A 24,349-nucleotide genomic window follows, 5' to 3' on the forward strand; every position below is an offset into this window, starting at 1 on the left:
CGTCGCAGAATGAGGTGAACGCGTGACCGAGGCGCGGATCGAGACAGAACTGCCGCCACCGCTGCCCGAGGGCGGGCTGCGGATCATCCCGCTGGGCGGGCTCGGCGCCATCGGTCGGAACATGACCGTCTTCGAGTACAACGGGAAGTTGCTGGTCGTTGACTGCGGCGTGCTCTTCCCGGACGTGGAGCAGCCGGGCGTGGACCTCATCCTGCCCGACTTCGCCCCGATCCTGGACCGTCTCGACGACGTGCAGGCGATCGTGCTCACCCACGGCCACGAGGACCACATCGGCGCGGTGCCGTACCTGCTCGCCCACAAGCCGGACATCCCGCTGGTCGGCTCGGAGTTCACCCTCGCCCTGGTTGAGGCGAAGCTCGCCGAGCGGCGGATCCAGCCGTACACGCTGACGGTGCGGGAGGGCGGTCGGGAGCAGCTGGGCCCCTTCGAGTGCGAGTTCTTCGCGGTCAACCACTCGATCCCGGACGCGCTCGCCGTGGCCCTCCGTACCCCGGCCGGTCTGGTGTTGCACACCGGTGACTTCAAGATGGACCAGCTCCCGCTGGACGGCCGGATCACCGATCTGGCTGGCTTCGCGCGACTCGGCGCGGAGGGGGTGGACCTGCTCCTGTCCGACTCCACCAACGCCGAGATTCCTGGCTTCGTCACGCCGGAGCGGGAGATCGGCCCGGTGCTCGACTCGATCTTCGCCAAGGCCCGGGGCCGGATCATCGTCGCGTCGTTCGCCTCGCACGTACACCGGGTCCAGCAGGTTTTCGACTCCGCTGTGGAGCATGGCCGCAAGGTGGCCCTGATCGGCCGATCGATGGTGCGCAACATGGGCATCGCCCGCGACCTCGGCCTGCTGAACATCCCACCCGGCCTGGTCGTCGGGCTCGACGAGGCCACCAGCATGCCGCCCGACCAGATCGTGCTGATGTCAACCGGCAGTCAGGGCGAGCCGATGAGCGCGCTGGGCCGGATGGCCAGTGGTGATCACCGGCACATCACCATCGCCCCCGGCGACACCGTGGTGCTCGCCTCCTCGCTGGTGCCCGGCAACGAGACCTCGGTCTACCGGGTGATCAACCGGCTCGCCCGAGCGGGTGCCGTCGTTGTGCACAAGGACGTGGCCAAGGTGCACGTCTCCGGGCACGCCCCCGCTGGCGAGCTGCTCTACCTGCTCAACATCGTCCGGCCGAGCAACCTGATGCCGGTCCACGGGGAGTGGCGGCACCTGCGCGCCCACGCCCGGCTGGGCGTCGAGTCCGGCGTCGCCGCCGATCGGGTGGTGCTCTGTGAGGACGGCGACGTGGTCGACCTGGTCGAGGGGCGGGCCAGCCTCGTCGGGCACGTCAAAAGCCGGTACGTCTACGTTGACGGCCTCGCTGTCGGGGACGTGTCGGAGTCGCTGCTCACCGAGCGACGGATCCTCGGCGACGGCGGGTTCATCGCGGCCACCGTCGTGGTCGACTCGGTCACCGGGAAGGTGGTTGGTGGGCCGACCGTCTCCGCCAAGGGCTTTTCCGAGGATCCGGAGGCATTCAGCCCGGTAGTGCCGTTGATCACCGAGGCGCTCAACCGCGCGGCCTCCGACGGCATCACCGACCCGCACCAGCTACAGCAGATCGTGCGCCGCACGGTGGGGCGGTGGGTCAACGACGCGTACCGCCGCCGGCCGATGATCGTGCCGAACGTGGTGGAGGTCTGAGCCGAGGCGCGGCGACGTCGGGGAGCCGGCCTGGGTCAGGGCAGCTCCGCGACCGCGTCAGCGTACGCCGAGCCGGTGCGTACCGCGGCGGCCAGCAGCACATCCAGCTGGGTGGGCGCGACCCCGTGGGACAGGTCGGTGCTGACATCACCGGCCAGCACCAGTTCGGCACCGGAGTCGTGCACGTACGCCGTCGGTAGGAGTCGGTCCTGGTTCCAGGCGTTGCAGAACGCGTACGCCTCGGCGCGTCGGTCGGCCGACAGCCGGCGGCTGGCCACGGCACGCACGTGCAGGATCTCGCCGCGCTCGCCGGCCCGCCGTACCTGAATCAGCGCCTCGCCCCAGCGCCCCACGACAGTGTCGGTGGCGTCCAGGACGTACCGGTCGCCGCGTCGGTCCAGGGCGGTGGTGATCGCTGCCAGACTGAGCGGGACGGGATGGTCGTCCGGTTGGTCGTCCGGCTCGCGGTCGGGTTCGTCGTCGTCCGGGCTCTCGAACGGCAGGGCTACCGGGTTGGCCAGGGCTTGTTCGGCTGCGCCCCGCTCGTCCAGCCAGGACGCGACCCGCCCGGACTGGTGCCCGGTACCGTTGCGCGCGTCGAAGCTGCCGGCGAGCCCGGTCGCCAGGTCGGTCAGCGTGGTACCGAGAGCGGCGACGTCGAGGTCGGCTGCGGGCCGTTGCCCGTACGCGGGGCGGCGAACCTGCTGCTCGCCGAGGTCGGCGGCGACCGCGACCCCGCACACCAGCGCCCCGGCGGCGGCGAACTCCATCGCGGACAGCTCGTCGGGAGCCCGATCGAGCCGGGGGAGCTGCTCGGTGAGGAGGGCCAACCCGCGGACCGGGTTCCCGCTGAGCGCGCAGAAGCGCAGGTGCGCCGCGAGGTGCGCGAAGCCGGCCCGCTCACGTCGGTGCCGTTGGTACGCGTGCACGTGCGCCGCCGCAGCTGACTCCGTCGCGCCGACTCGGAGCCACGGCAGCATCCCCGCGGCGAGCCCCCGCTCGGGTGCTCCGGTGCAGTCGTCCGGGTCGACGCCGGCCAGGACGTCCAGCGCGGCGGACCACTCCTCCCAACCGGCGAGGAGCTCCGCCCGTCGGACGGCGGCGCAGCTGACGCAACCGTCGGCCGGGGTGGCGGGCGTCGCTGCCCAGCGGTCGTACCAGGACCGGGCGGTGGGCTCGTCGCCGAGGTGGTCGGCGATCCGGCAGTAGAGTTCGGCGACGCTAGCGGTGTCGGCGGTTCCGAGGTCGTCGAGGAGGGCGCGGGCCTGGTCCAGGCCACCACGCGGGCTGCCGAGCAGGGCTTCGACGGCGTACCGCCGGTAGCGGGCCAGGGTTTCATGGCCGTCGGGTGGCAGCAGGTCGGGCCGGCGGTCCAGGGCGGCGAGGCAGCGGCGGACCGGCTCGACCAGGCGCCACCGCCCTTCGTCGAGCAGGTAGGTCTCGATCAGCGCGAGCCGGGCGTCCAGTGCCGAATGGTCGTCGCCGGCGGCGTCGGCGCGCGCGGCGATCCGTTCCAGCTCGGCGCTGCGGGCCTCGCCGTCGGGGGAGTCCCGGGCGTCGGCCAACTCCTCGGCGAGGGGGCGGCCGTCCCGCCCGGGTCGTTGGCGGCGCGGTGGCCACCCCGGCCAGCCGAACTCCTCCAGCCCGCGGCCGCCGGGCTGCCCGATCACGACCGCACCCCGCCGGGCAGCCGGGCCACGTCGGCGGCGAGCTGGCAGCCGGTGGTGATGCCGCGGTCGAGGAGCCGGTCGAGTTGGTGCGGGGTCACGCCGCGTTCGAGGTCGGTGATGACCTCCCCGCAGACTCGCGCCCGACCGTCATCCTCGACGTGCACGAACGCCTTGGGCCAGAGCCGGTCGTGGTTCCAGGCGTTGCAGAAGGCGTGCAGCGCGGGCACGTACTCGATCGGGAACGTGGGTGCCACGACGGTGCGTACCTGGAGTAGCTCTCCGGCGGTCCCGGGCCGCAGGAACCAGATGAGGCTGTCGGCCCAGCGGCCGACCAGTTCCCCGGCTGGGTCGGTCTCCACCAGGTATCCCCGGTGGGTGAGCACGGTGGCGATCAGCTCACCGCTGAGCGGGCTTAGGGCGCCCGGGTAGCCGCCCAGGAGGCGGTCCGGAATGTCCCCGGTCGGCGACGCCATACGGCATCCCTTCTGAGGCGAATATCACGACCGGCGGCGGATTCGCGTGCCGACGCGCGGACACGACCTGAAATAGCGGCGATCCGCCGGGTACCGCCGCTAGGTTGATGCTATGGCGGGCCGTACCTCTCAGGCGAGTCGGCGGCGCGGCGCGTCGCCACGAGGCAGCACGAACAACCGTGCCCGGCAGCCGGCGAAGAAGCCCCGCGCTGCCGCCAAGCGTCGTCCGCCGGCCCGTACCAACCCGGCCGGCTCCGTGGGCCGGGCGCTCGGGGCACTGTGGATGGGCCTCGCGCACGGGGTGGGCTGGTCGGTTCGCGCTGCCGGCCGGCAGGCCGCCGCGGCCCGTGGGCTCGACCCCGAGCATCGGCGCGACGGCGCCGGGCTGTTGCTGCTCGGCCTCGCGCTGCTCAGCGCGGCCAGCATCTGGTTCGCCAAGGCCGGACCGGTCGGGGAGCGGCTGGCCGATTCCGTCCGGCTGTTTCTCGGTGCGATCGCCGTCGTGGTGCCGGTGCTGCTGATGATCGGTGCCTGGCGGCTGATGCGGGAGCCGACCACTCCCGAGCACCGTGGGCGGGGGCTGGTCGGCTGGGGGTCCATGCTGGTCGCTACGGCCGCGCTGTTGCACATCGGGCAGGAGCCGGCCTCACAGGCGCAGCGGGACTTCGCGGGCGGCCTGGTCGGCGCGGGGGTGGGGAGCCTGCTGGAGCGGGCGGTGACGGCCTGGGTGGCCGTGCCGCTGCTGCTGCTGCTCCTGGTCTTCGGGCTGCTGGTGGTCACTGCGACCCCGATTAACAAGATTCCGGAGCGGCTCGGTCTGTTGGCCGGCGTGGTGGTGGGTACCCCGGCCGCCGAGGAGACGACCGAGGGGGACGCGGCGGAGACCGGCAAGCCGGTGCGCAGACGTGCGGCGAAACGGACGCCGCCACCACCGCCGGACCCGGAGGACTTCGCTGATGACCTGGCGGGCGCGGATCTACAGGAGACACTCGTCCTGCCCCGAAAGTCGTCGGCGAAGGTGCCGGCCAGCCGTAAGCCGGCGGAGCCGCCGGAGCACTCGCCGCTGCCAACCCGGGCCGAGCAGCTCGCGTTGACCGGGCTGGCGGGCGACTACGCGCTGCCGCCGGCGACCCTACTGGGCAGTGGTGCCGCCCCAAAGAAGCGCAGCCGGGCCAACGACGAGGTGATCGCCGCGTTGACCGGGGTGTTCGAGCAGTTCGACGTGGACGCCGCGGTCACCGGCTTTACTCGGGGGCCGACGGTGACCCGGTACGAGGTCGAGGTGGGCCCCGGTGTCAAGGTGGAGCGGATCACCCAGCTCTCCCGCAACATCGCGTACGCGGTGAAGTCGCCGGACGTGCGTATCCTCAGCCCGATCCCGGGCAAGAGCGCGATCGGCGTGGAGATCCCGAACACCGATCCGGAGAATGTCGCCCTCGGCGACGTGCTGCGCTCCCGGGCGGCCACCAGCGACCACCACCCGATGATGGTCGCGCTCGGTAAGGACATCGAGGGCGGCTACGTGGTGGCGAACCTCGCGAAGACGCCGCACATCCTCATCGCGGGGGCCACCGGCGCGGGAAAGTCGAGCTGCCTGAACTCACTGCTGGTCTCCCTCCTGACCCGGGCCACCCCGGACGAGGTGCGGCTGCTGCTGATCGACCCGAAGCGGGTCGAGATGACCGGCTACGAGGGGATCCCGCACCTGGTCACGCCGATCGTGACGAACGCCAAGAAGGCGGCCGACTCGTTGGAGTGGGTCGTGCGCGAGATGGACATGCGCTACGACGATCTCGCCGCCAACGGGGTGCGGCACATCGACGACTTCAACCGCAAGGTCCGCAATGGTGAGATCACGGCCCCACCCGGCAGTGAACGGGAACTGCGGCCGTACCCGTACCTGCTGGTGATCGTCGACGAGCTGGCCGACCTGATGATGGTCGCCCCCCGTGACGTGGAGGACTCCATCGTCCGGATCACCCAGCTCGCCCGGGCCGCCGGCATCCACCTGGTGCTCGCCACGCAACGTCCGTCGGTGGACGTGGTGACCGGTCTGATCAAGGCCAACGTGCCGTCCCGGCTCGCCTTCGCCACCTCGTCGCTGGCGGATTCGCGGGTCATCCTGGACCAGCCGGGCGCGGAGAAGCTACTCGGTCGCGGTGATGGTCTCTTCCTGCCGATGGGCGCCGCCAAGCCGCTGCGCATCCAGGGCGCCTGGGTGACCGAGCGGGAGATCGCCGATGTGGTGCGGTTCTGCAAGGAGCAGCGGGAGCCGGAGTTCCGGTCGGATGTGCTCACCGTGGCCCAGGAGGGTAAGAAGAAGATCGACGAGGACATCGGCGACGACCTCGACCTGCTGGTGCAGGCGGTTGAGCTGGTGGTGACCTCGCAGTTCGGCTCCACCTCGATGCTTCAGCGCAAGCTGCGGGTCGGTTTCGCGAAGGCGGGTCGGCTGATGGATCTGATGGAGAGCCGCGGTGTGGTCGGCCCTTCGGAGGGCTCCAAGGCCCGGGATGTGCTGGTGAAGCCGGACGAGCTGACGGAGGTTCTGGTCGGCCTGCGCGGCGGTGACGACTGACCGCGACCGCCGTTGCGCCCGGCGGGCCGGTCTGGCTCTGGTCCGGCCGTCAGTGGTAGATCTTCAGGCCCACCACGCCGGAGATCACCAACAGCAGGCAGATGATTCGGGGCAGGCTGGTCGACTCGTGGAGCGCCACCATCCCCACGATGGCGGTACCGACCGCGCCGATGCCGACCCAGACCGCGTAGCCGGTGCCGACGGGAATCTCGCGGAGCGCGTAGGCGAGGCCGGTAATGCTCAGGGCGGCCGTGATTGCGAAGACGATCGTGGGCACGAGCCGGCTGAAGCCGGCGCTGCGGTCGAGGGCGATGGCCCATGCGGTTTCGAGGAGTCCGGAGATCACTAGCACGATCCAGGCCATCGCGGGACCGTAGCAGCTCGGCGAGGTGATATTCGCCACCAGGTATGGATCTCAACCTGACTTCACCTTGCAGTATCAGTCCATGCCGCTGCTTCTCACCGACTCTGAGGTCGCCGCCGCGCTCGACGCCCCGACGACCATCGCCGCGATGCGGGACGCGCTGCGCGCTGCCCACGACGGTCGACTGGTCGCTCCGCCCCGAGCCACCGCGCCGTTGGACGGGGGCCGGATGGTGCTCACCGCCGGGCACCTCGTCGGTCAGTGGTACGGCTTCCGGTCCTACGACACGTTCGGGCTGCCGGAGGGCGAGCAGGTGGTGGTGCTGCACGACGCCCGCACCGGTGTCGTCCGGGCGGTCGCGGTCGGGGAGGAACTGGGCTCCCGCCGTACGGGTGGGTTGGGCGGGGTCGCCATCGACGCGCTGGCCCGCTCGGACGCGGCCACGCTCGGGGTGGTCGGCTCGGGCCGGCAGGCGTGGACGCAGGTCTGGGCCGCCGCGGCGGTCCGACCGTTGCGGGAGGTGAGCGTGCACAGCCGCTCGGCGGCGCGGCGTACGGCGTTCGCCGACCGGATCCGTGCCGAACTGGGCGTCCCGGCCCGGGCTGTCGGTTCGGCCGCGGCGGCCGTCGCCGACCGGGACATCGTGGTGATCGCCACGACCAGTACCACCCCGGTGATGGACGCCGCGGACCTCGCGCCCGGCGCACACGTCAACGCGGTGGGCTTCAAGCAGGTCGACCGGCACGAGTTCGGACCCGACCTGCTGGACCGGGCCGAGGTGCTGGTCACCGACTCACCAGCTCAGGCGGTCGGGTACACCCCGCCGATGCTCGCCGCCCTGCCTCCGTACGCGGGACGGCTGCGCGACCTGGGCGCGGTCCTGGCCGGGGCGGTGCCCGGTCGAACCAGCCCGGACCAGATCTCCGCCTTCTGCTCGACTGGCCTGGCCGGCACTGAGGTCTTCCTGCTCGATCGCATGGTCCGGGTCGCGGCGACGACCTGACCCGCCGGTGAGGTTCCGGCGGGCTGGCCCGGACGGGCGCCCGGTCGAGGCCGCCCGCTGGCGGTTGCCGGGGGGGAGACCCGCGCCCGGTACCCTCAGATGGTGTCTGCCACCCCTCCCGCACCCGCCGACGGCCGCCGCGTCGCCCTGCTGACCCTGGGCTGCGCCCGCAACGAGGTCGATTCCGAGGAGCTGGCTGCCCGGCTGCACTCCGACGGCTGGCAGGTGACCACCGACGGTGAAGGCGCCGACGTGGTGGTCGTGAACACCTGCGGGTTCGTCGAGAAGGCCAAGCAGGATTCGATCCAGACGCTACTGGCCGCCGCCGAAACGGGCGCGAAGGTGGTGGCGGCGGGGTGCATGGCCGAGCGGTACGGGCGGGAGCTCGCGGAGAGCCTGCCCGAGGCGCAGGCGGTGCTGAGCTTCGACGACTATCCGGATATCTCCGATCGACTCGGCGCGGTGCTCGCCGGAACCGCGATCGACGCGCACACCCCGCGGGACCGGCGGGAGCTCCTTCCGCTCACCCCGGTACGGCGTGGGGAGGCGGCGGTGTCGTTACCGGGCCACGGTACCCCGGCGGCCGTGGCGCAGCCCGGTGCGCGGTCCGCTCCGATCGAGGTCGACGAGCACACGCCGGCGCATCTTCGTCCGGTGCTGCGTCGCCGGCTCGACACCGGACCGGTCGCGTCGCTCAAGCTGGCCAGCGGCTGTGACCGACGGTGCGCCTTCTGTGCCATCCCCGCCTTCCGCGGCGCGTTCGTCTCTCGCCCGCCGGAGGCGCTGCTCGCCGAGGCGGAGTGGCTGGCCAGGACCGGGGTGCGTGAGCTGGTGCTGGTCAGTGAGAACTCCAGCTCCTACGGCAAGGACCTGGGCGACCCGCGGGCGCTGGAGAAGTTGCTGCCCCAGCTCGCCGCGGTGGACGGCATCGTCCGGGTGCGGGCGAGCTACCTCCAACCGGCCGAGACTCGCCCCGGTCTGGTCGAGGCGATCGCCACCACGCCGGGCGTCGCCCCGTACTTCGACCTGTCGTTCCAGCACTCCAGCGAGGCGGTGCTGCGGCGAATGCGTCGGTTCGGCTCCACCGACCGGTTCCTGGAGCTGCTGGGCAGCATCCGGGCACTGTCCCCGGAGGCCGGCGCGCGGAGCAACTTCATCGTCGGGTTCCCCGGCGAGACCCGGGCTGACGTCGCTGAGCTGGTCCGCTTCCTGGAGGAGGCGCGGCTGGACGCGATCGGGGTGTTCGACTACAGCGACGAGGACGGCACCGAGGCCGCCGGTCTGTCCGGCAAGGTCACCACCGCCACCGTCAAGCGCCGCTACGACCGGCTCAGCGCGCTCGCCGACGAGCTCTGCGCGCAGCGGGCCGAGCAGCGGCTCGGCTCGACGGTGCAGGTGTTGGTCGACTCCGTCGACGGCGGTGTCGTGGAAGGCCGTGCTGCGCACCAGGCTCCCGAGGTGGATGGCTCGACCACCCTGGTCGCGCCGGTCGGTGGCGGGGTGGATCTGACTGCCCTGCGCCCCGGTGACCTGGTGGAATGCACGGTCACCGCCACGGAGGGTGTGGACCTGGTCGCCGTACCGGACGCGATGATCTCGGCGGCGCCTGGCGTGGCACGGTGACGGCGGCTCCTCGGGTGCCGGTGCTCAACGCCGCCAACGCGTTGACGTTGCTGCGGCTGGTGCTGGTGCCGGTCTTCGCGGCCTCGGTGATCGCCTCCGAGATGACCCACGTCGGCTGGCGGATCGCGGCCTGCCTGATCTTCGTCGGGGCTGCCTTCACCGACCTGGCGGACGGGTGGATCGCTCGTCGCTTCGGGCTGGTCACCTCGGTGGGAAAGGTGGCCGATCCGATCGCGGACAAGGCGCTCACCGGCGTCGCGCTGCTGCTGCTTTCCTTCTACGACCAGCTTCCGTGGTGGGTGACCGGAACGATCCTCCTTCGGGAGCTGGGCATCACCGCGCTGCGGTTTTGGGTGATCCGGCACGGCGTCATCGCCGCCAGTCGGGGCGGGAAGATCAAAACGGCCCTGCAGACTCTCGCGATCGTCTGGTATCTCTGGCCGATGCCGGCGCCGCTGGACCTGGTCGGACCATGGGTCATGGGTGCCGCGGTGGCGGTTACGGTGGTCAGTGGCGTCGACTACGTGGTGCGGGCGCTGCGCCTGCGGCGGCGGCACTCGCGCTGACCAGGGCCCGGCGAAGGGGGAGCGACCATGGGGCTGGGAGCGGACGGCGAGCAGCCGGCCGAGGGCCCTGCCGCCCACGTCGTGCACGGTCTGGCGAAGCGGGGGGAGACGCTCGCCACCGTCGAATCGCTGACCGGCGGTCTGCTCGCTGCCACGATCGTGGAGGTCGCCGGGGTGAGCAGTGTCTTCCGCGGTGGGCTGGTGGTCTACGCGACCGAGTTGAAGTCCCGGCTGGCCGGAGTGTCGGCGGAGCTGCTCGCCGGGCGGGGTCCGGTTGACCCGGATGTTGCCGTGGCACTCGCGCAGGGGGGCCGGCGACGGTGCGCCGCCGACTGGGGCCTGGCCACCACCGGGGTCGCCGGGCCGGAGCCGCAGGGCGGCAAGCCGGTCGGCTTGGTATACGTGGCGGTGGCGGGCCCGAGCAGCAGCGCAGTCCGGCGGCTGGAGCTGGGCGGGGGGCGTGATCTCATCCGGTCCGCCACCGTGGTGCAGGCGCTTCGACTGCTGGCCGAGCAGCTGGCCAAGGTGCCCCGCGATGCCGCCGGTAGTGCGTAGCGACACCGACCGTGATACGGTCAGCACTCTTTGTAGAGGGCGTTGCCGTTCGGCAGGCTTGCCGGCCCGCAGCCTGATTCGGCAGGCGGGGCAGTATGTCGGCCAGGCCGGCACCGGGTACGGTTGCGGGAAGGTTCCGGTGGTCGGGGCCCGGATTCCCCGGGTCGTCGAGGCACGGAGTGTTCCTCCAGGGGAGGTGCGATGGTCCTGCTACGCCGGCTGATCGGTGACGCGCTACGGACACGCCGGCAGGGGCAGCACCGCACCCTGCGCGAGGTCTCCTCCGCCGCCAATGTCAGTCTCGGCTACCTTTCCGAGATCGAGCGTGGGCAAAAGGAGCCGTCGAGCGAGCTACTGGCCGCCATCTGTGACGCGCTCGGTGCCCGCCTCTCCGAGCTGTTGCGTGAGGTGAGCGACACGGTGGCGCTCGCCGAGCAGATGCCGGGGGTGCTGGTGCCGGTCCAGGATGAGCCGACCGGGCAGCAGTCCGCCTCGGTCCCGGCCTCCAGCCGCGGCAAGACCGCCGGCCGCGCGGTCCGCCAGGTCTCCTCGGACGGTTCGGTGTCGGTGCAGGTCCGCCAGGAATCGCCGCTCAAGGCAACCCTGCACACCCGGGTTCGCACAACGGACCGGGACGTGGTCTGCGCCGCCTGAGCGCGCGTAGGGTCGATCGTGGCACGGTGGCCCCGCTGCGTTGTCGGCGGCTGCCCAAACTGGCATCCGCCTGGGACGATGGAGCCACTGCCGTCGCGGCCGGCCAGGTCGCGGTCGGCCGCGACGCTAGTGAGGGGATACCGCGGAGATGGCGAACCCGTTCGTCAAGGGTTGGAAATATCTGATGACGCTCTTCGGCACCAGGCTCGACGAGCGTGCCGACCCGAAGGTGCAGGTCCAGCAGGCGATCGAGGAGTCCCAGCGGCAGCACCAGCTGCTCGTCCAGCAGGCTGCCGCGGTGATCGGCAACCAGCGGCAGCTGGAGATGAAGCTGTCCCGGCAGATGTCCGAGGTCGAGCGGTTGCAGGGCAACGCCCGCCAGGCCCTGGTGCTGGCCGACCAGGCCCGCGCCCGGGGCAGCGCCGCCGAAGCCACCCGCTACGAGCAGTCCGCTCAGGCCCTCGCCACCCAGCTGGTCGCTGCCGAACAGGCCACCGAAGACCTCAAGACCCTGCACGACCAGGCGCTTGGCGCGGCTGCGCAGGCGCGTAAGGCGGTCGAGAACAACTCGATGATTCTTCAGCAGAAGCTCGCCGAGCGGGCGAAGCTGCTCAGCCAGCTTGAGCAGGCCAAGATGCAGGAGAACGTCGCCGCGTCGTTGGAGTCGATGTCCGCGATCACCGCCCCGGGTACCACCCCGACCCTGGACGAGGTACGCGAGCGCATCGAGCGGCGCTACGCCAATGCGATGGGCCGAGCCGAGCTCGCCGGCAACTCCGTCGAGGGGCAGATGCTCGACATCCAGCAGGCAGCCCTCGACGCGGCCGGCTCCGCCCGACTCGATCAGATCCGTGCCGGCATGGCCGGGGAGCAGCTGCGCGGCGCGGCCGAGCGGCCCGCGGTCACCCCCGAGCAGCAGGGCGCCCCGGTTGTCGATCCGGCCGCCGCGGCCCGGCTCGACGAGATCCGCACCACTCTGGGCCGCGAACGCGGCACCGGGGACAGCACCGCCGCCGGCTGAGCGGCGCGGGTTGGGGAGGCGACGTGGCAGACGAGCGGACGCGGTACTTCCGGCGGCTGGGCCGGCGGCGGCGGTCTGCCCGCCGGTGGAGCGTGATCGCCGGTGGGCTCGGCGGCGCGGCGGCGGTGTTGACGCCGTACGCCGGTCTGGGGGTGCCCGACGCGGCCTGGGCCGCCGGTGCGGGCGGGGCGCTCGTGCTTGCCGCCTGGCGTTGGGCCGACCTGCGGGCGCTCGCCGCCCAGCCGGCGCCGCCGGCGGTGGACCCGGCTGAGGCGGCGGCCCATTCGCGGGCCCGGCTGGTCGCGGCGGTGGAGCGACTCCCGGTCGCCTCAGGCATGCTCGCGGAGGCCCGACGGGTGCGGTCCCGGGTCGCGCTGCGTGGCACCAGCGCCGCCGAGCCGTGGGGTCGGCTGGATCGGGCGAGGTCGACCTTCGCCGGTCTGCGGGATCGGTTGACCGGGCTGGCGGCGCCCGCGATCGCCGAGGCCACCGCGGCCGACCGCTCACTGCGGGACCTCGCCCTCCGGGTTGCGGGAGTCGAACGGGCCATTCGGCTCGCGCCGCCCGACACCCGACCCTCGCTTGAGCAGGCTCGGGAGACCCTCGCCGGCCAGCTGCACAGCGGTGTCGCAGCGTACGAGCGGCTGGTGGCGGCCGCCGCTGGCTATGTGGCCGAGAACGCGCGGTCTGACGTCCAGGAACCGGCGGTGGCCCGGCTCACCGAGGCAACCGATCTGCTGCACGGGGTGGCTTCGGCCCTGGCGGAGCTGCGGGCCAGCGACCCCACCTTCCGTACTTCCTGAGGCAACCGGGCTGACCCCACCACCGGAGGGCTGCGTGTCGTCGGGGCGGTGACTCAACCCGGCGTCGTCACGGCGATCGGGGCGGTGAAGAGGGACATCCCGACGACGTTGAACGCGCGGATCCGATAGTGGTAGGTGGTGTGGCGGGCCAGGCCGGTGTTGGTAAACCCCCGTCCATTCACGGTGAAGGTGGCGACATCCTGGGTGAACGCGGGGTCCGCGGCCCGCTGCACGGTGAACCCGGCACCGGACCCGGCGGGTGCGCTCGCGGCCCAGCCGAGGATGACCGTCGCGGTGTCCGGTGCGGACGTGGCGGTGGTGACGGTCACCGACTCCGGTACGCCCGGCCGGGGTGGGGTGATCACCTGCGCCACGGTGGACCAGGGTGAGGCCGCGCCCAGGTAGGTGGTGCGGACCCGGTAGTAGTAGCGGGTGTCCGGCGCCACGGCGGTGTCCAGATGGGTGTCGCCGACGCTGATGGCCGTGGTGCCGGGCCCGCTGGTGAAGGTGGGGTTGGTGGCGCGCTGTACGTCAACGCCGGTGGCGAAGGAGCGGTTGCGCCAGTGCAGCCCCACCCGTAGCGGTGCCGCCGGCGGCACCGCCGCGGCCAGGCCGGTGGGGGCGGTGAGCCGCACCGAGGCGGGCGCGTAGTTCGACCAGGCCGAGCAGCTGACCGCGTTCTCCGCTCGGATGCGGTAGTAGTAGGTCACCCCGGGCGTGATGGTCGCGTCGGTGTAGTGGGTGGCACTGGCGGCCACCGTGATCGTGGCGAGCCCGGCGGTGAATGCCGGATCGGTGGCCCGTTGGAGCTGGTGGCTGGTGGCGGCGGGGCGATTGCCGTTGCCGGTCCACGCGAGCAGGATCGCCGGCAGCGCGGTGGCCGATCCGGGTCCTGGAGTCGCGGACAGCCCGGTCGGAGCCTGCGGGGCGACCCGCAGCACCAGCGGTCGGCTCAGGCCCTGGTCGCGGTAGCCGGCGAGCTGGCTGTGCCAGCGGTATTCCCAGCCCAGGTTGACCGGCTGATGGACCGCGGGCGCAGCTCGGCCGTCGCGCGGTGCTCCTCCGGGGTGGAACTGGGCCCGCCGGCCCGGCTCCAGTGGCCGTACACTGTCCGCGATCTTGAAGGGGAGGGGCGGCGCGACCGGGCGCAGCGCGACCACCACATCCTCATGTGGGTTGACCCGGACCACCTGTTTCCAGCCCACCTCGTTCGGTGCCGGTGGGCGGAGCGTGCCGTCCCACCCGGCTCGGTTGACCAGTTGCAGGTCGACACCGTCGAGACGTACCGGCTGGGTGTGCCGGCTGGCACCGCGCAGCCGCCACAGCTGCACACCGTCGTTGGCTGGTCCTCCCGGTACCGCCGTCCCGACGACTGGCACCACATCGGTGGCCGGATCGGTCGGGCCGAGTGGCACCACGGCAGGGGCGGGTGGCCCTCCGGGCGACGGGCCGACACCGAAGCGACCGGCGAGTCGGCCGTACGTGGGCTCGAAGATCTGCTCGATGACCTTCACGGCGAGCGGCAGCAGGACGGGGGACACGTCTCCGGTCGGGGTGAATGAGACCGTGGTGGCATGCACCGGGACGGTGGTCTCCCGAGCCGTGTGGGTGCCGAAGGCTGCGTCGTAGGCGGGCTGCGGCACGATCGGCGGGCGCTGGCTGGCCGCGTACGCCCGGGGTAGCCGCTCCTGGAGTCGGGCCAGGTCGTAACGGGGCGCCGCGATACCGGCCACCCGGAACTGCAGCAGGGTGCGGGTGTTCGGCCCATACCCGGGACGGCTCGGTGGTGTCCCGCCCTCGGCGGTGTGGTCCGGGGCGTGGGTGTGGTGGTCGTAGCGGGGGTCGAGATCGGGGAGCGGGGCCGGGGCGTCGTTGTAGAGGAGCACGGTGCTGCCGGGGGCGACGGTGGCGAAGTCCACCAGCACATCGGCCTGTTCCCCGGGGGCGAGTAACAGCGTGTGCCGGTCAACGTTGAGGACGGTGGGGTCGCGTCGGTCGTACCGGTAGGTCACCGGCTGGTTGGGGAGTACCGCCGGGGCCGGTAGGAGGCCCCCGTCGTTGCCGATCTGTACCAGGTCGGGGCCGACGGCGACCGGATCCGGAACCCCGCCGTCCCGCCCGTCTGTCGGCCACCGGGCGGGCCGGCCGGGCAGCCGAGTCGCCGCCACCATCGGCACCTCGCCAGCGTCCGGGTCGGCCAGCCCGCCGTCGCTGTCCCACATCGGTCCGGCGGAGCGCGTCTGGTAGAGCTGGAGGTTCAGGCTGCGGTCCAGGCACGCGTTGAGGACGCGGAACCGGTAGACGCGTGGTTCGACCGCCAACCAGGGGTACGCGACGCCGTTGACCAGCACCGTGTCGCCGTACGCGGCCGGCACCGCCGACGGGTGGGGTATGCCGGGTGCCATCGGCGGTTCGTCCGAGGCGTCTCCGACGGGGTCGTGGTGTGGGTTCGGGACCGGCTCCGGTCCGACGCTGCTCGGTCCGGTGTCGTGTGGTCCGGTTGTGCCGTCGGTCCCGAGGCCGGTGGGGCTGGCGGTGCCGTCCGTCCCGAGCTCTTCGGCGGTTCGCGTCCACGGCCCGTAGTCCCAGCGTCCGGTCGGGTTGATGCCGTCGTCTCGGTACGGGTTCTGCCGGGGTTGGTAGATGTGTGGGTGCCAGAGGCTGCCCCGCGCGCCCCACCGGTCGCGGTCCCAGGTCGGGTCGGTGGCGGCCAGCTGGCTGTCGTCGGGCACGAAGGTTTTGTCCTCGAAGACCAGCGGGATCTGGTCGGCGGGCAGCACCCCGTCGGCGACCAGGTCATCCTCGGCTGGTTCGGTGATCAGGTAGACACCTACCTGTCCGGAGTAGCTGGTGAGTCGGGCCAGCCCGACGGTGTTGTCGTGGAACGCGAGCAGCCGCCCGCTCTGCTCGTTCGGGTAGTACAGCGTGGTGGCACCCTTGCCGGGCGGCGGCATGTCCGGCACGGCGGTCAGCCCGGGACCGGTCGGGTACGGGGTGATCTCCGCAGCTGGTGTGATCCAGTGCCAGGGGTTCCCGGCGCTGATCCAACCGGTCTGCGCGCCGGCGAGGTGCAGCACCGCCCGATTCTGCGGGTACGGTGCGGGCCCGTCGAGTGGCCCGCGACCTGCGCCGTCGATGGTCGGGTCGACAGGTAGGAACAGCTCACCGGCTCGCCCGGCGGGAAGCTGGTTGATGAACTTGACCCGTACTGGTCGGCCGCGCCGCGCGACGATCACCGGGCCGAGGTGGACCGGGCGTTTCGGTGGTGCGACAGTGTTGTGCCCGGTCGAGTCGGTGCCGAGGTTCAGCTGCCGGTACCCCCGCAGCCGGGTCGCCGGAAGGTCCCGGTGCAGCCGTTGCGCGTACTCCTGGAGGCCGATCTCGTAATAGTCGCAGCCCGGGTAGGTGATGGTGTCGGGTACGGCCACGGGCAAGCGGCCGGGGTCGTTGGCTGAGCCGAGCGTGGGCAGCGGGTCGACGAACTTTCGGATGCCGGTGCCGGGCACCACGTCGCCGTCGTCGTCCAGGGCGGGCAGGGGACTGTGCGCGTGGTTCGGCACCGGGCCGAAGTAGCGGGGCAGCGCCGCCGGGTCCAGCGTCGCTGCCGCGGAGTCCGGTGCTGGGGCCGGTGTCGCTGGTGCCGCCGGGCCCGGCGGCGCGGATGTTGGCGGTGCCGTCGCGGTGCCGTCCGCGCATCGGGCCGCCGGCACCAGCGGGTCGGACCCATCGGCGGTGCCGTGTGTCGGGCCCGTGGCGGGTCGCTCGGCCCAGGGGATCCGGAGTCTGCGGAACAGGTCCATGGGCTCTCCCGGCGTCGGGCGCGGTACCGACCACCTCGGCGTGGCGGTGCACGTGCAGAACAGACGGTGTGTGAGCACTCATGTGCAGCATGCGACCTGAAGGGTGGGATTAGGAAGTGCCCAATCGTCCCTTTCTAGGCCAGCCCGCCACGTCGTCCCTGTCCAGGCCAGCGAGGAGGCGTAGCCCATCCGCACTGGGGCTGCCGGGAGAGGCGGACAGTACCAGCAGTTCCACACCGGAGTCGTCCGGTGGCACGAGGCTTTCCTGGTGCAGTTCCAGCAGCCCGACCAGCGGGTGCCGGTAGGACCGCCGTCCGTGGGGGCGGGCGCGTACGTCTGCACGTGCCCAGAGCCCGCGGAAGCGTTCGCTGCTCATTGCCAGTTCGCCGATGAGCGAGGTGAGGCGGGGCTCCGCGGGGTACTTGCCGGCAGCCAGGCGCAGGTGCCCGACCACGATGAGGGTGCACGCCTCCCAGTCGGCGTACAGGCCGCGCTCTTTCTCCTCAAGGAAGACGTGCCGGGCGGTGTTCAAGCCCGGCATCGGCAGGCCGTAGAGGAGCCGGGCGAGGCGGTTGCCGGCGAGCACGTCCAGACGATGATTCATGATCAGTACGGGTGCGTCGGCCATCAGGTCGACGACGCGGAGCAACTCCGGCCGGACCCGCCCAGCCGGCATCCGCGCGCGGTGGCGGCGCTGCCGGGCGAGTCGGTGCAGGTGCCCGCGTTCGGTCTCGTCGAGGCCGAGGACGCGCGCGAGTGCGTCGAGGACCTGATCGGAGGGCTGGGTCGCGCGGCCCTGCTCCAAACGGACGTAGTAGTCGACGCTGACTCCGGACAGGTGCGCGACCTCCTCGCGGCGTAGCCCCTGGACCCGGCGATGCCGGTCGATGGGGATGCCGAAAGTCGCCGGATCGACCCGGGAACGCCGGGTCCGCAGGAAACCCGCGAGACTGTCCACCTTCCCAGTATCACTGGATTGTTGTCGGATGGGTGGTCCTGCCGTTACCAGGACATCCGGTCCGAGGAAGCGGCGCCCCTGAATGTCGGGGTGCCGCGGGGCCCAGGATTGAGACCCATGATCCGAAGGAGCCCCATGAACTCGCTGATCGTTTACGCCCACCCGGAGCCGAAGTCGCTCAACGGCTCCCTGAAGGACCTCGCCATCTCCACCTTGCGGACCGCCGGGCACGAGGTGCGGGTCAGCGACCTGTACGCGATGCGGTGGAAGGCGGTTGTGGACGCCACCGACTACGGCCCCGAGGCCTCCAATCCGCTCAGGGTCGCCCGGGACTCAGGCCGGGCCTTCGACGCCGGGACACTCACCCCGGATGTCCTCATCGAGCAGGAGAAGCTGCGATGGGCCGACGTGATTATCTTTCAGTTTCCGCTGTGGTGGTACACCATGCCCGCGATCCTCAAGGGCTGGGTGGATCGGGTGTTCAGCTCCCACTTCGCATACGGCGTCGGCGAGTACAGCGACACCAGGTTCGGTGACCGTTTCGGTGAAGGCACTCTTGCCGGCAGGAAGGCGCTGCTGTCGGTGACCGTCGGTGGATCGGAGTCGCACTACTGCGCTCGTGGGATCAACGGCCCGATCGAGGACCTCCTGTTTCCGATCCAGCACGGCATCCTCTACCACCCCGGCATCGAGGTGCTGCCGCCGTTCGTGCTCTACAGCGCCGACCGGTTGACCAGCGAAGACTACGCGGACGTCGCCAAAGCCTGGAAGCAACGCCTGCTCACCCTGGATTCGACTGAGCCGATCGCGTTCCGACAGCAGAACTCCGGCGACTACGAGATCCCCTCGCTACGTCTGAAGGAGGGGGTGGAGCCCGCCGGCCGTACCGGCTTTGGGCTGCATCTGCGACACTGACCTCGATCGCGCCCGGCGTCAACCGGCGGTGACGCGCAGCCGGTCGCCCGGCGTCACCCCGAGCAGGTCGGCGGCCCGTCCACCGTTGACCGCGACCGCGACCTGGCCGGTCGAGTCGACGTGCACCAGGAGCTCGCCGGGAGCCACGTCACCGAAGGTGTGCACGCGTACCGCCGGCTGGCGCTCGACCCGGAGCGAGCGGGGTAGTGGTTCCAGCAGGCTCCCCGACGCCGCGAGCTGCACGTTGCCGAAGTGGTCCACGGTCAGGACCTCGGCGGTGAACCCGTCGGCCTCCGGCCGGACCAGCGGCACCGGCAGCCGGACCAGGGTACTGGGCTCGACGGCCGGGCCGGCGTCGGCGAGCGGCGCGCCGAGCGCCAGCCGGGCCGCGACCGGCGCGAAGATGTCCCGACCATGGAAGGTGGCGGACACATCTGCTCCGAGCCAATCCCGGTTCGTCAGCTCCACCGCCGCGCGGACCCCGCCGAGCGCCGCCGCCGCGTCCAGCAGCAGCCCGTTGTCCGGGCCGACCAGCAGTCCGTCCCCGGCGGCGAGGGCGATCGCCCGACGAGCCGTGCCCACGCCCGGGTCGACCACGGCGAGATGGACGGCGGCGGGCAGGTACGGCACGGCCTGCGCCAGCACCGCGGCGCCCCGCCGTACGTCGCCGGGCGGGACCAGGTGGGTCACGTCAATCACCCGGGTGGTGGGCGTCAGCCGGGCCAGCACCCCGTGGCAGGCGGCCACGAAACCGTCGGCGAGGCCGTAGTCGGTGGTGAAGGAGATCCAGGGCGTCGGCGCCATGGACGGAAGGCTAGCTGAGTCGACCGGTCACCCCGGTAGCCACGGGCAACCGGGACGGCCCGAGACCGGCTGACCGATCAGCCCCGCAGGCGGAGCCCGCGGGGGGTGGCCCGGAACCCGGCGGCGGTCAACGCGTCGCGCAGCGGTGACGAGCGCACCGCCTCGCCGTCGGCCCGTTCCACCGAGATCGTCCCAAGGGCTCCACCCTGTACGGCGTCGGCAAGCGCCTTACCGGCGGTCGCCAGCAGGTCCCTGTCGTCAGTGAAGGAGAGCAGCGTCCGACCGCCCCGCTCGACGTAGAGGACCAGATCGCCGGAGACCAGCACCACCAGGGCACCGGCCTTGCGGCCCGCCCGGTGCCCGGTCGGGTTGGCACCGCCGTCCCCAGAGTCGACCACCCGTTCCGGCCAGGGCAGTGCCGCCCCGTACGGGTTGGCGGGGTCGGTCGCGGCGAGGACCAGGGCCAGGCCCGCTCGGACCCGCCCGCCGTCGGCCGGGTCGGCCAGCGCACGCAGTCGGTCGACCGCCCCGGGTACGGCGAACTGTGCGGCCCCCAGCCCCTCCACGAAGTAGCCGCGACGGGTGGCCCCCCGCTCCTCCAGTGCGGACAGCACCGGATAGACGGCGGCGTACCCGCCGGGCACCTGCTCCGCCGCGACCGCACCCCGAGTCACCACGCCGTGCCGTTCCAGCAGTACGTCGGCGAGGGCCGCGGCGCGGCGGGTCGGGTCGGCGTCCCGTTCGGGCAGGCGCGACCAGCGGCCGGCGACCGTGGGCGGGCCGCTGCGCGATGGCAGGGCGACGCGGCCGGGTCGCCGGTAGCGGGTACGGGGCGCGGCCGGACGGGACCGGTGCGCCCCACGGCCGGCCAGCAGGGCCCGCAGCGGGGCGAGGGTGTCGTTGGTGAGGTGACCGGCCCACACCAGATCCCAGATGACAGCGGCGAGTGCGGCGTCGTCGGTGGAGCCCAACCGGTCGGACAGGGCACGAAAGAACAGCGCCTGTCCACCCTCGAGGGCGTCGAGCACCGCATCGTGCAGCGGAGTGCGGGCCAGCGCCGCATCCGGCGGGGGAAGCAGCAACGGGGCGGTGTCCGCGTACGCGAGGACGACCCAGCCATCCCCGCCGGATATCGCCCCGGAGCCGGCCCACACCACCTCGCCGCTGGTGCACAGCTCATCGAGCTGGGCGGGGGAGTAGTCGCCGACCCGGGCCGGCAACACCAGCCGTTCCAGGGCGGATCCGGGCAGGGCCAGACCCTGCACCTGCTCCAGGGCCGCGGCCACCGCCGGGAGCCCCCGCGCCGCCGCACCGACCTGCTGCCAGCGGGGAAGGAAGGTGGCCAGTGCCCGGGGTGGTACCGGCTCGATCTCCCGGCGTAGCGCCGCGAGACTGCGCCGGCGCAGCATTCGTAGCACCTCGGCGTCACACCACTGGATGCCGACCGTGTCGGGGGCGAACTCACCGGCGAGCACCCGACCGGCGGTGGCGAGCCGGCGCAGCGTCCCCTCGACCACCGCCACCCCGAGCCCGAACCGGGCGGCGCAGGTGGCGGCGGCGAACGGCCCGTGCGTGCGGGCATAGCGGGCGATGAGGTCACCGAGCGGGTCGGCCACCGGGGCCAGGTACGCCTCGGCCACGCCGCCGGGCAGCGCCACCCCCAGCGCGTCCCGCAGCCGGGCGGCGTCCTCGATTCCCACCCAGCGCTCCTCGCCGGCGATGCGGACCCGCAGCACCCGGCGGGCGGTCACCAGCTCGGTCAGCCACTGCGCCGGAGCGCCGCGCTCGGCCAGCTCAGCGGTGCTGAGGTCGCCGACCACCCGCAGCAGCTCGACCACGTCCTCGGCGTCGCGGGGGCGGCGCTGTTCGGTGCGCCAGCGCAGGTGGCGTTCGGTTTCGGCGAGCACCGTCGGGTCGAGTAGCTCCCGCAGGTCGACCCGGCCGAGTAGCTCGCCGAGCAGGGCCGAATCCAGGGTGAGCGCGGCGGCACGCCGCTCGGCGAGGGGAGCGTCACCCTCGTAGAGGAACGTCCCGACGTAGCCGAAGAGCAGCGACCGCGCGAACGGCGACGGCTGCGCCGTCTCCACCTCGACCAGGCGTACGGTGCGGGCGGCCAGGTCGCGCATCAGCGCGGCGAGTGCCGGCTGGTCGAAGACGTCCTGGAGGCATTCCCGAGCCGCTTCCAGGGTGACCGGAAAGTCCGCGTACTCCCGGGCGACGTCGAGGAGCTGGGCGGCGCGCTGCCGTTGCTGCCAGAGCGGCTGGCGGCGGCGCGGATCGCGGCGGGGCAGGAGCAGCGACCGGGCGGCGCACTCGCGGAACCGGGCGGCGAACAGCGCTGACGTACCCACCGACTCCTCGACCAGCTGGGTGATCTCGTCGGGCTCGAAGACGACCGCTTCTGCCCCGGGCGGCTCCGCCGCGGTGTCGGGCAGGCGGACGACAATCCCGTCATCGGCGGGCAGCACCTGGGCGTCCACCCCGTACCGCTCGGTGAGCCGGCGGCCGATGGCCAGCGCCCACGCGGCGTTGACCTGGGCGCCGAGGACACTGTGTACGGCGAGCCGCCAGTCACCCAGCTCGTCGCGGAAACGCTCGACCACCACGGTCCGGTCGTCCGGCAGGGTACGGGTGGCCGCCTGCTGCTCCCGCAGGTACGCCAGCAGGTTTCCGGCTGCCCATTCGTCGAGCCCCCCGGTGCGCAACGCGGCTGTGGCGGCGGCGTCGTCGGACTGCACCAGGGTGCGGAGGCGGGCACCGATGGCCCGGCCCAGCTCCACCGGGCGGCCCGGCTGGTCGCCCTTCCAGAAGGGCATTTTGGCCGCCTGGCCGGGGGCGGGGGTTACCAGCACCCGGTCCGGGGTGATGTCCTCGATGCGCCAGGACGATGAGCCGAGGAGGAAGACATCGCCAACCCGCGACTCGTAGACCATCTCCTCGTCCAGCTCGCCGACTCTTGCGGCCCGCTCCGCCCCGGCCAGGAAGACGCCGAACAGGCCCCGGTCGGGGATGGTGCCGCCGCTGGTCACCGCGAGCCGCTGGGCGCCGGGACGGCCGGTCAGCAGGTCGGTGGCGCGGTCCCAGACCAGGCGGGGCCGCAGCTCGGCGAAGGCGGTCGACGGGTAGCGGCCGGAGAGCATGTCGAGTACCGCGTGCAGCGCCGAGTCGGGGAGCTCCGCGAAGGGCGCGGAACGGCGGACCAGGTCGGCCAGGTCGCTGACCTGCCACGGCTCGAGTGACACCATCGCCACGATGTGCTGGGCCAGCACGTCGAGGGGGTTGCGTGGGTGGTGCAGCTCCTCGATCGCGCCCTCGGTCATCCGTTCGGCTACCACTGCGCAGGCGAGCAGGTCTCCTCGGTGCTTGGGGAACACCACGCCCCGGGAGACGGCGCCGACCTGGTGCCCGGCGCGGCCGACCCGCTGGAGCCCGGCGGCCACGCTCGGCGGGGCCTCGATCTGCACGACCAGATCGACGGCGCCCATGTCGATGCCCAGCTCCAGGCTGGAGGTGGCGACCACCGCCGGGAGCTGCCCGGACTTGAGTGACTCCTCGATGTGTTCGCGTTCGGTTCGGGAAACACTGCCATGGTGGGCGCGGGCGATCACCGGCGGTGCTCCGGTCCCCGCCCCGGCCTGCGCCATCAGCTGGGCCGGCGGTTGGGCCGGCGGTTGGGTGGCGGCCCCCGGCGCGTCGCCGGCCGATTCCTCGGCGGCCAACTCGTTGAGCCGGGCGCAGAGTCGTTCGGCGGAGCGGCGGGAGTTGGTGAAGACGATGGTCGAACGGTGTGCCCGGACGAGGGCGTAGACCCGCTCCTCCACCGCCGGCCAGATCGACGCGCGGCGGGGGCGATCGAGGTCGGGCCCGGGCTGCTCCGGCTCGTCGAGGAGGGTCATGTCGGCTACCGGGACCTGGACGCCGACGTCGATGGTCTTGACGGTGGGCGGGGCGACCACGTCGACTGGTCGGGCTCCGCCGAGGAAACGGGCGCAGGCGTCAACCGGCCGGACGGTGGCGGAGAGGCCGATGCGCTGGGCCGCGGTGGGCAGTAGCTGGTCGAGCCGTTCCAGCGACAGCGCGAGGTGGGCTCCACGCTTGGTGCCGGCCACCGCGTGGACCTCGTCGACGATGACCGTCTGTACGCCTCGGAGCGAGTCGCGGGCGGCGGAGGTAAGGAGGAGGAACAGCGACTCCGGGGTGGTGATGAGGACATCCGGCGGGGTACGGGCGAAGGCGCGGCGCTCGTCGGCGGGGGTGTCGCCGGTACGCATGCCGACGGTGATCGCGGGCGGGGTCAGACCCAGCCGGGCGGCGGCCTGTCGGATGCCGGCGAGCGGGGTACGTAGGTTGCGTTCGACATCGACCGCGAGCGCCTTGAGGGGGCTGACGTAGAGCACCCGGCAACGCTGCCGGGGCTCGGGCGGGGCGGGCTCGCGGGCCAGCCGGTCCAGCGACCAGAGGAACGCGGCCAGGGTCTTGCCGGAGCCGGTGGGGGCCACGACCAGTGCGTTACGGCCGGCGCCGATGGAGCGCCAGGCCCCCGCCTGGGCTGTGGTCGGTGCGGCGAACGCCGCGGCGAACCATTCCCGAGTGGCCGGGCCGAACGCCTCGAGCGCTGTGTTGTCGGTCGTGTGGGGCACTGCGGTCGTGTCGCTGGCCTCGCCGCTCGTCGACCTGCCACCCGCCTGGTTCGCCACGTCCCCATCGTGCCCCCAGGGTCCGACACGTACCCGAATAGCTGTAGCGTTCTGTCCGTCTAGACACTAAAAGTATTGAATGTAACTATGGATTGCTTAAGTCTTAGTTAACTGCTTGATTGTGACCCGCAACATAAAGTAGCTTCCTCGCGAT

General features: G+C 72.2%; 17 protein-coding genes. 10 read left to right on the forward strand and 7 right to left on the reverse strand.

All coding sequences use genetic code 11. The annotated features are described in order from the left end of the window. The first annotated feature begins 22 nt into the window (after window positions 1-22). A complete protein-coding gene (locus STROP_RS06985; protein WP_011905289.1) occupies window positions 23-1,711 on the forward strand; it encodes a ribonuclease J in 1,689 nt (562 codons plus the stop codon). Between the two features lie 35 nt (window positions 1,712-1,746). Here the strand turns inward: STROP_RS06985 and STROP_RS06990 are convergent, their stop codons facing one another. Both STROP_RS06990 and STROP_RS06995 read right to left on the reverse strand, forming a co-directional pair. Beyond that, a complete protein-coding gene (locus STROP_RS06990) occupies window positions 1,747-3,381 on the reverse strand; it encodes a type III secretion system chaperone family protein (protein WP_011905290.1) in 1,635 nt (544 codons plus the stop codon). Continuing rightward, the gene (locus STROP_RS06995; protein ID WP_011905291.1) at window positions 3,378-3,854 is read right to left on the reverse strand and encodes a type III secretion system chaperone family protein; all 477 of its coding nucleotides are present in this window, start codon (window positions 3,852-3,854) and stop codon (window positions 3,378-3,380) included. The genes STROP_RS06990 and STROP_RS06995 overlap by 4 nt, the downstream gene beginning before the upstream one ends. Before the next feature lie 112 nt (window positions 3,855-3,966). On the opposite strand from STROP_RS06995, the gene STROP_RS07000 reads away from it, so the two are divergent. Beyond that, window positions 3,967-6,432, forward strand: a complete 2,466-nt coding sequence (locus STROP_RS07000) for a DNA translocase FtsK (protein WP_011905292.1) — start codon at window positions 3,967-3,969, stop codon at window positions 6,430-6,432. Between the two features lie 49 nt (window positions 6,433-6,481). Here the strand turns inward: STROP_RS07000 and STROP_RS07005 are convergent, their stop codons facing one another. Further along, entirely contained in the window at window positions 6,482-6,796 is a 315-nt protein-coding gene (locus STROP_RS07005; RefSeq protein WP_011905293.1) for a DMT family transporter, read from the reverse strand. An 82-nt stretch (window positions 6,797-6,878) separates the two neighbouring features. On the opposite strand from STROP_RS07005, the gene STROP_RS07010 reads away from it, so the two are divergent. The 7 genes from STROP_RS07010 (at window position 6,879) to pspM (ending at window position 13,021) form a co-directional block, all read left to right on the forward strand. Continuing rightward, window positions 6,879-7,799 (forward strand): ornithine cyclodeaminase family protein, encoded by a 921-nt coding sequence (locus tag STROP_RS07010; RefSeq protein ID WP_026275844.1) that lies wholly within the window; start codon window positions 6,879-6,881, stop codon window positions 7,797-7,799. 99 nt (window positions 7,800-7,898) lie between these two features. Beyond that, window positions 7,899-9,422, forward strand: a complete 1,524-nt coding sequence (rimO, locus tag STROP_RS07015; RefSeq protein ID WP_011905295.1) for a 30S ribosomal protein S12 methylthiotransferase RimO — start codon at window positions 7,899-7,901, stop codon at window positions 9,420-9,422. Further along, complete coding sequence (gene pgsA, locus STROP_RS07020; protein WP_011905296.1) at window positions 9,419-9,988, forward strand: CDP-diacylglycerol--glycerol-3-phosphate 3-phosphatidyltransferase; 570 nt, start codon at window positions 9,419-9,421, stop codon at window positions 9,986-9,988. The genes rimO and pgsA overlap by 4 nt, the downstream gene beginning before the upstream one ends. Window positions 9,989-10,015: 27 nt before the next feature. Then, window positions 10,016-10,543, forward strand: coding sequence for a CinA family protein (locus tag STROP_RS07025; protein WP_011905297.1), 528 nt, complete (start codon window positions 10,016-10,018; stop codon window positions 10,541-10,543). 201 nt (window positions 10,544-10,744) lie between these two features. Then, the gene (locus tag STROP_RS07030; protein WP_011905298.1) at window positions 10,745-11,197 is read left to right on the forward strand and encodes a helix-turn-helix domain-containing protein; all 453 of its coding nucleotides are present in this window, start codon (window positions 10,745-10,747) and stop codon (window positions 11,195-11,197) included. Window positions 11,198-11,345: 148 nt separating this feature from the next. Beyond that, window positions 11,346-12,218: a PspA/IM30 family protein gene (locus tag STROP_RS07035; protein ID WP_011905299.1), complete on the forward strand. Its 873-nt coding sequence runs from the start codon at window positions 11,346-11,348 to the stop codon at window positions 12,216-12,218. A gap of 23 nt (window positions 12,219-12,241) precedes the next feature. Then, window positions 12,242-13,021: a phage shock envelope stress response protein PspM gene (pspM, locus tag STROP_RS07040; RefSeq protein WP_011905300.1), complete on the forward strand. Its 780-nt coding sequence runs from the start codon at window positions 12,242-12,244 to the stop codon at window positions 13,019-13,021. Window positions 13,022-13,074: 53 nt separating this feature from the next. Here pspM and STROP_RS07045 read toward each other — a convergent pair whose 3' ends face one another. Together STROP_RS07045 and STROP_RS07050 are read right to left on the reverse strand one after the other, a co-directional pair. After that, window positions 13,075-16,821, reverse strand: a complete 3,747-nt coding sequence (locus STROP_RS07045; RefSeq protein WP_011905301.1) for a hypothetical protein — start codon at window positions 16,819-16,821, stop codon at window positions 13,075-13,077. A 109-nt stretch (window positions 16,822-16,930) separates the two neighbouring features. Beyond that, window positions 16,931-17,779, reverse strand: a complete 849-nt coding sequence (locus STROP_RS07050; RefSeq protein WP_011905302.1) for a helix-turn-helix transcriptional regulator — start codon at window positions 17,777-17,779, stop codon at window positions 16,931-16,933. Window positions 17,780-17,914: 135 nt separating this feature from the next. Here STROP_RS07050 and STROP_RS07055 point away from each other — a divergent pair, with 135 nt between their 5' ends. Further along, entirely contained in the window at window positions 17,915-18,694 is a 780-nt protein-coding gene (locus tag STROP_RS07055) for an NAD(P)H-dependent oxidoreductase (protein ID WP_011905303.1), read from the forward strand. Between the two features lie 18 nt (window positions 18,695-18,712). Here STROP_RS07055 and STROP_RS07060 read toward each other — a convergent pair whose 3' ends face one another. Both STROP_RS07060 and STROP_RS07065 read right to left on the reverse strand, forming a co-directional pair. Next, complete coding sequence (locus STROP_RS07060; RefSeq protein ID WP_011905304.1) at window positions 18,713-19,498, reverse strand: S-adenosyl-L-methionine hydrolase; 786 nt, start codon at window positions 19,496-19,498, stop codon at window positions 18,713-18,715. A gap of 77 nt (window positions 19,499-19,575) precedes the next feature. Further along, on the reverse strand, window positions 19,576-24,195 hold the full coding sequence (locus STROP_RS07065) for an ATP-dependent helicase (RefSeq protein ID WP_011905305.1): 4,620 nt from the start codon (window positions 24,193-24,195) through the stop codon (window positions 19,576-19,578). Window positions 24,196-24,349 lie beyond the last annotated feature (154 nt).

This window comes from Salinispora tropica CNB-440, from assembly GCF_000016425.1.
In the GTDB taxonomy this organism is placed as follows: domain Bacteria; phylum Actinomycetota; class Actinomycetes; order Mycobacteriales; family Micromonosporaceae; genus Micromonospora; species Micromonospora tropica.

Excerpts from the sequence above, each read along its gene's own strand:
- STROP_RS07055 (WP_011905303.1), top strand. The coding sequence starts at position 17,915 with ATGAACTCGCTGATCGTTTACGCCCACCCGGAGCCGAAGTCGCTCAAC.
- STROP_RS07010 (WP_026275844.1), top strand. The coding sequence starts at position 6,879 with ATGCCGCTGCTTCTCACCGACTCTGAGGTCGCCGCCGCGCTCGACGCC.
- STROP_RS07025 (WP_011905297.1), top strand. The coding sequence starts at position 10,016 with ATGGGGCTGGGAGCGGACGGCGAGCAGCCGGCCGAGGGCCCTGCCGCC.
- STROP_RS07005 (WP_011905293.1), bottom strand. The coding sequence starts at position 6,796 with ATGGCCTGGATCGTGCTAGTGATCTCCGGACTCCTCGAAACCGCATGG.
- rimO (WP_011905295.1), top strand. The coding sequence starts at position 7,899 with ATGGTGTCTGCCACCCCTCCCGCACCCGCCGACGGCCGCCGCGTCGCC.
- STROP_RS07060 (WP_011905304.1), bottom strand. The coding sequence starts at position 19,498 with ATGGCGCCGACGCCCTGGATCTCCTTCACCACCGACTACGGCCTCGCC.
- STROP_RS07030 (WP_011905298.1), top strand. The coding sequence starts at position 10,745 with ATGGTCCTGCTACGCCGGCTGATCGGTGACGCGCTACGGACACGCCGG.
- STROP_RS07000 (WP_011905292.1), top strand. The coding sequence starts at position 3,967 with ATGGCGGGCCGTACCTCTCAGGCGAGTCGGCGGCGCGGCGCGTCGCCA.
- STROP_RS06995 (WP_011905291.1), bottom strand. The coding sequence starts at position 3,854 with ATGGCGTCGCCGACCGGGGACATTCCGGACCGCCTCCTGGGCGGCTAC.
- STROP_RS07035 (WP_011905299.1), top strand. The coding sequence starts at position 11,346 with ATGGCGAACCCGTTCGTCAAGGGTTGGAAATATCTGATGACGCTCTTC.
- STROP_RS07045 (WP_011905301.1), bottom strand. The coding sequence starts at position 16,821 with ATGGACCTGTTCCGCAGACTCCGGATCCCCTGGGCCGAGCGACCCGCC.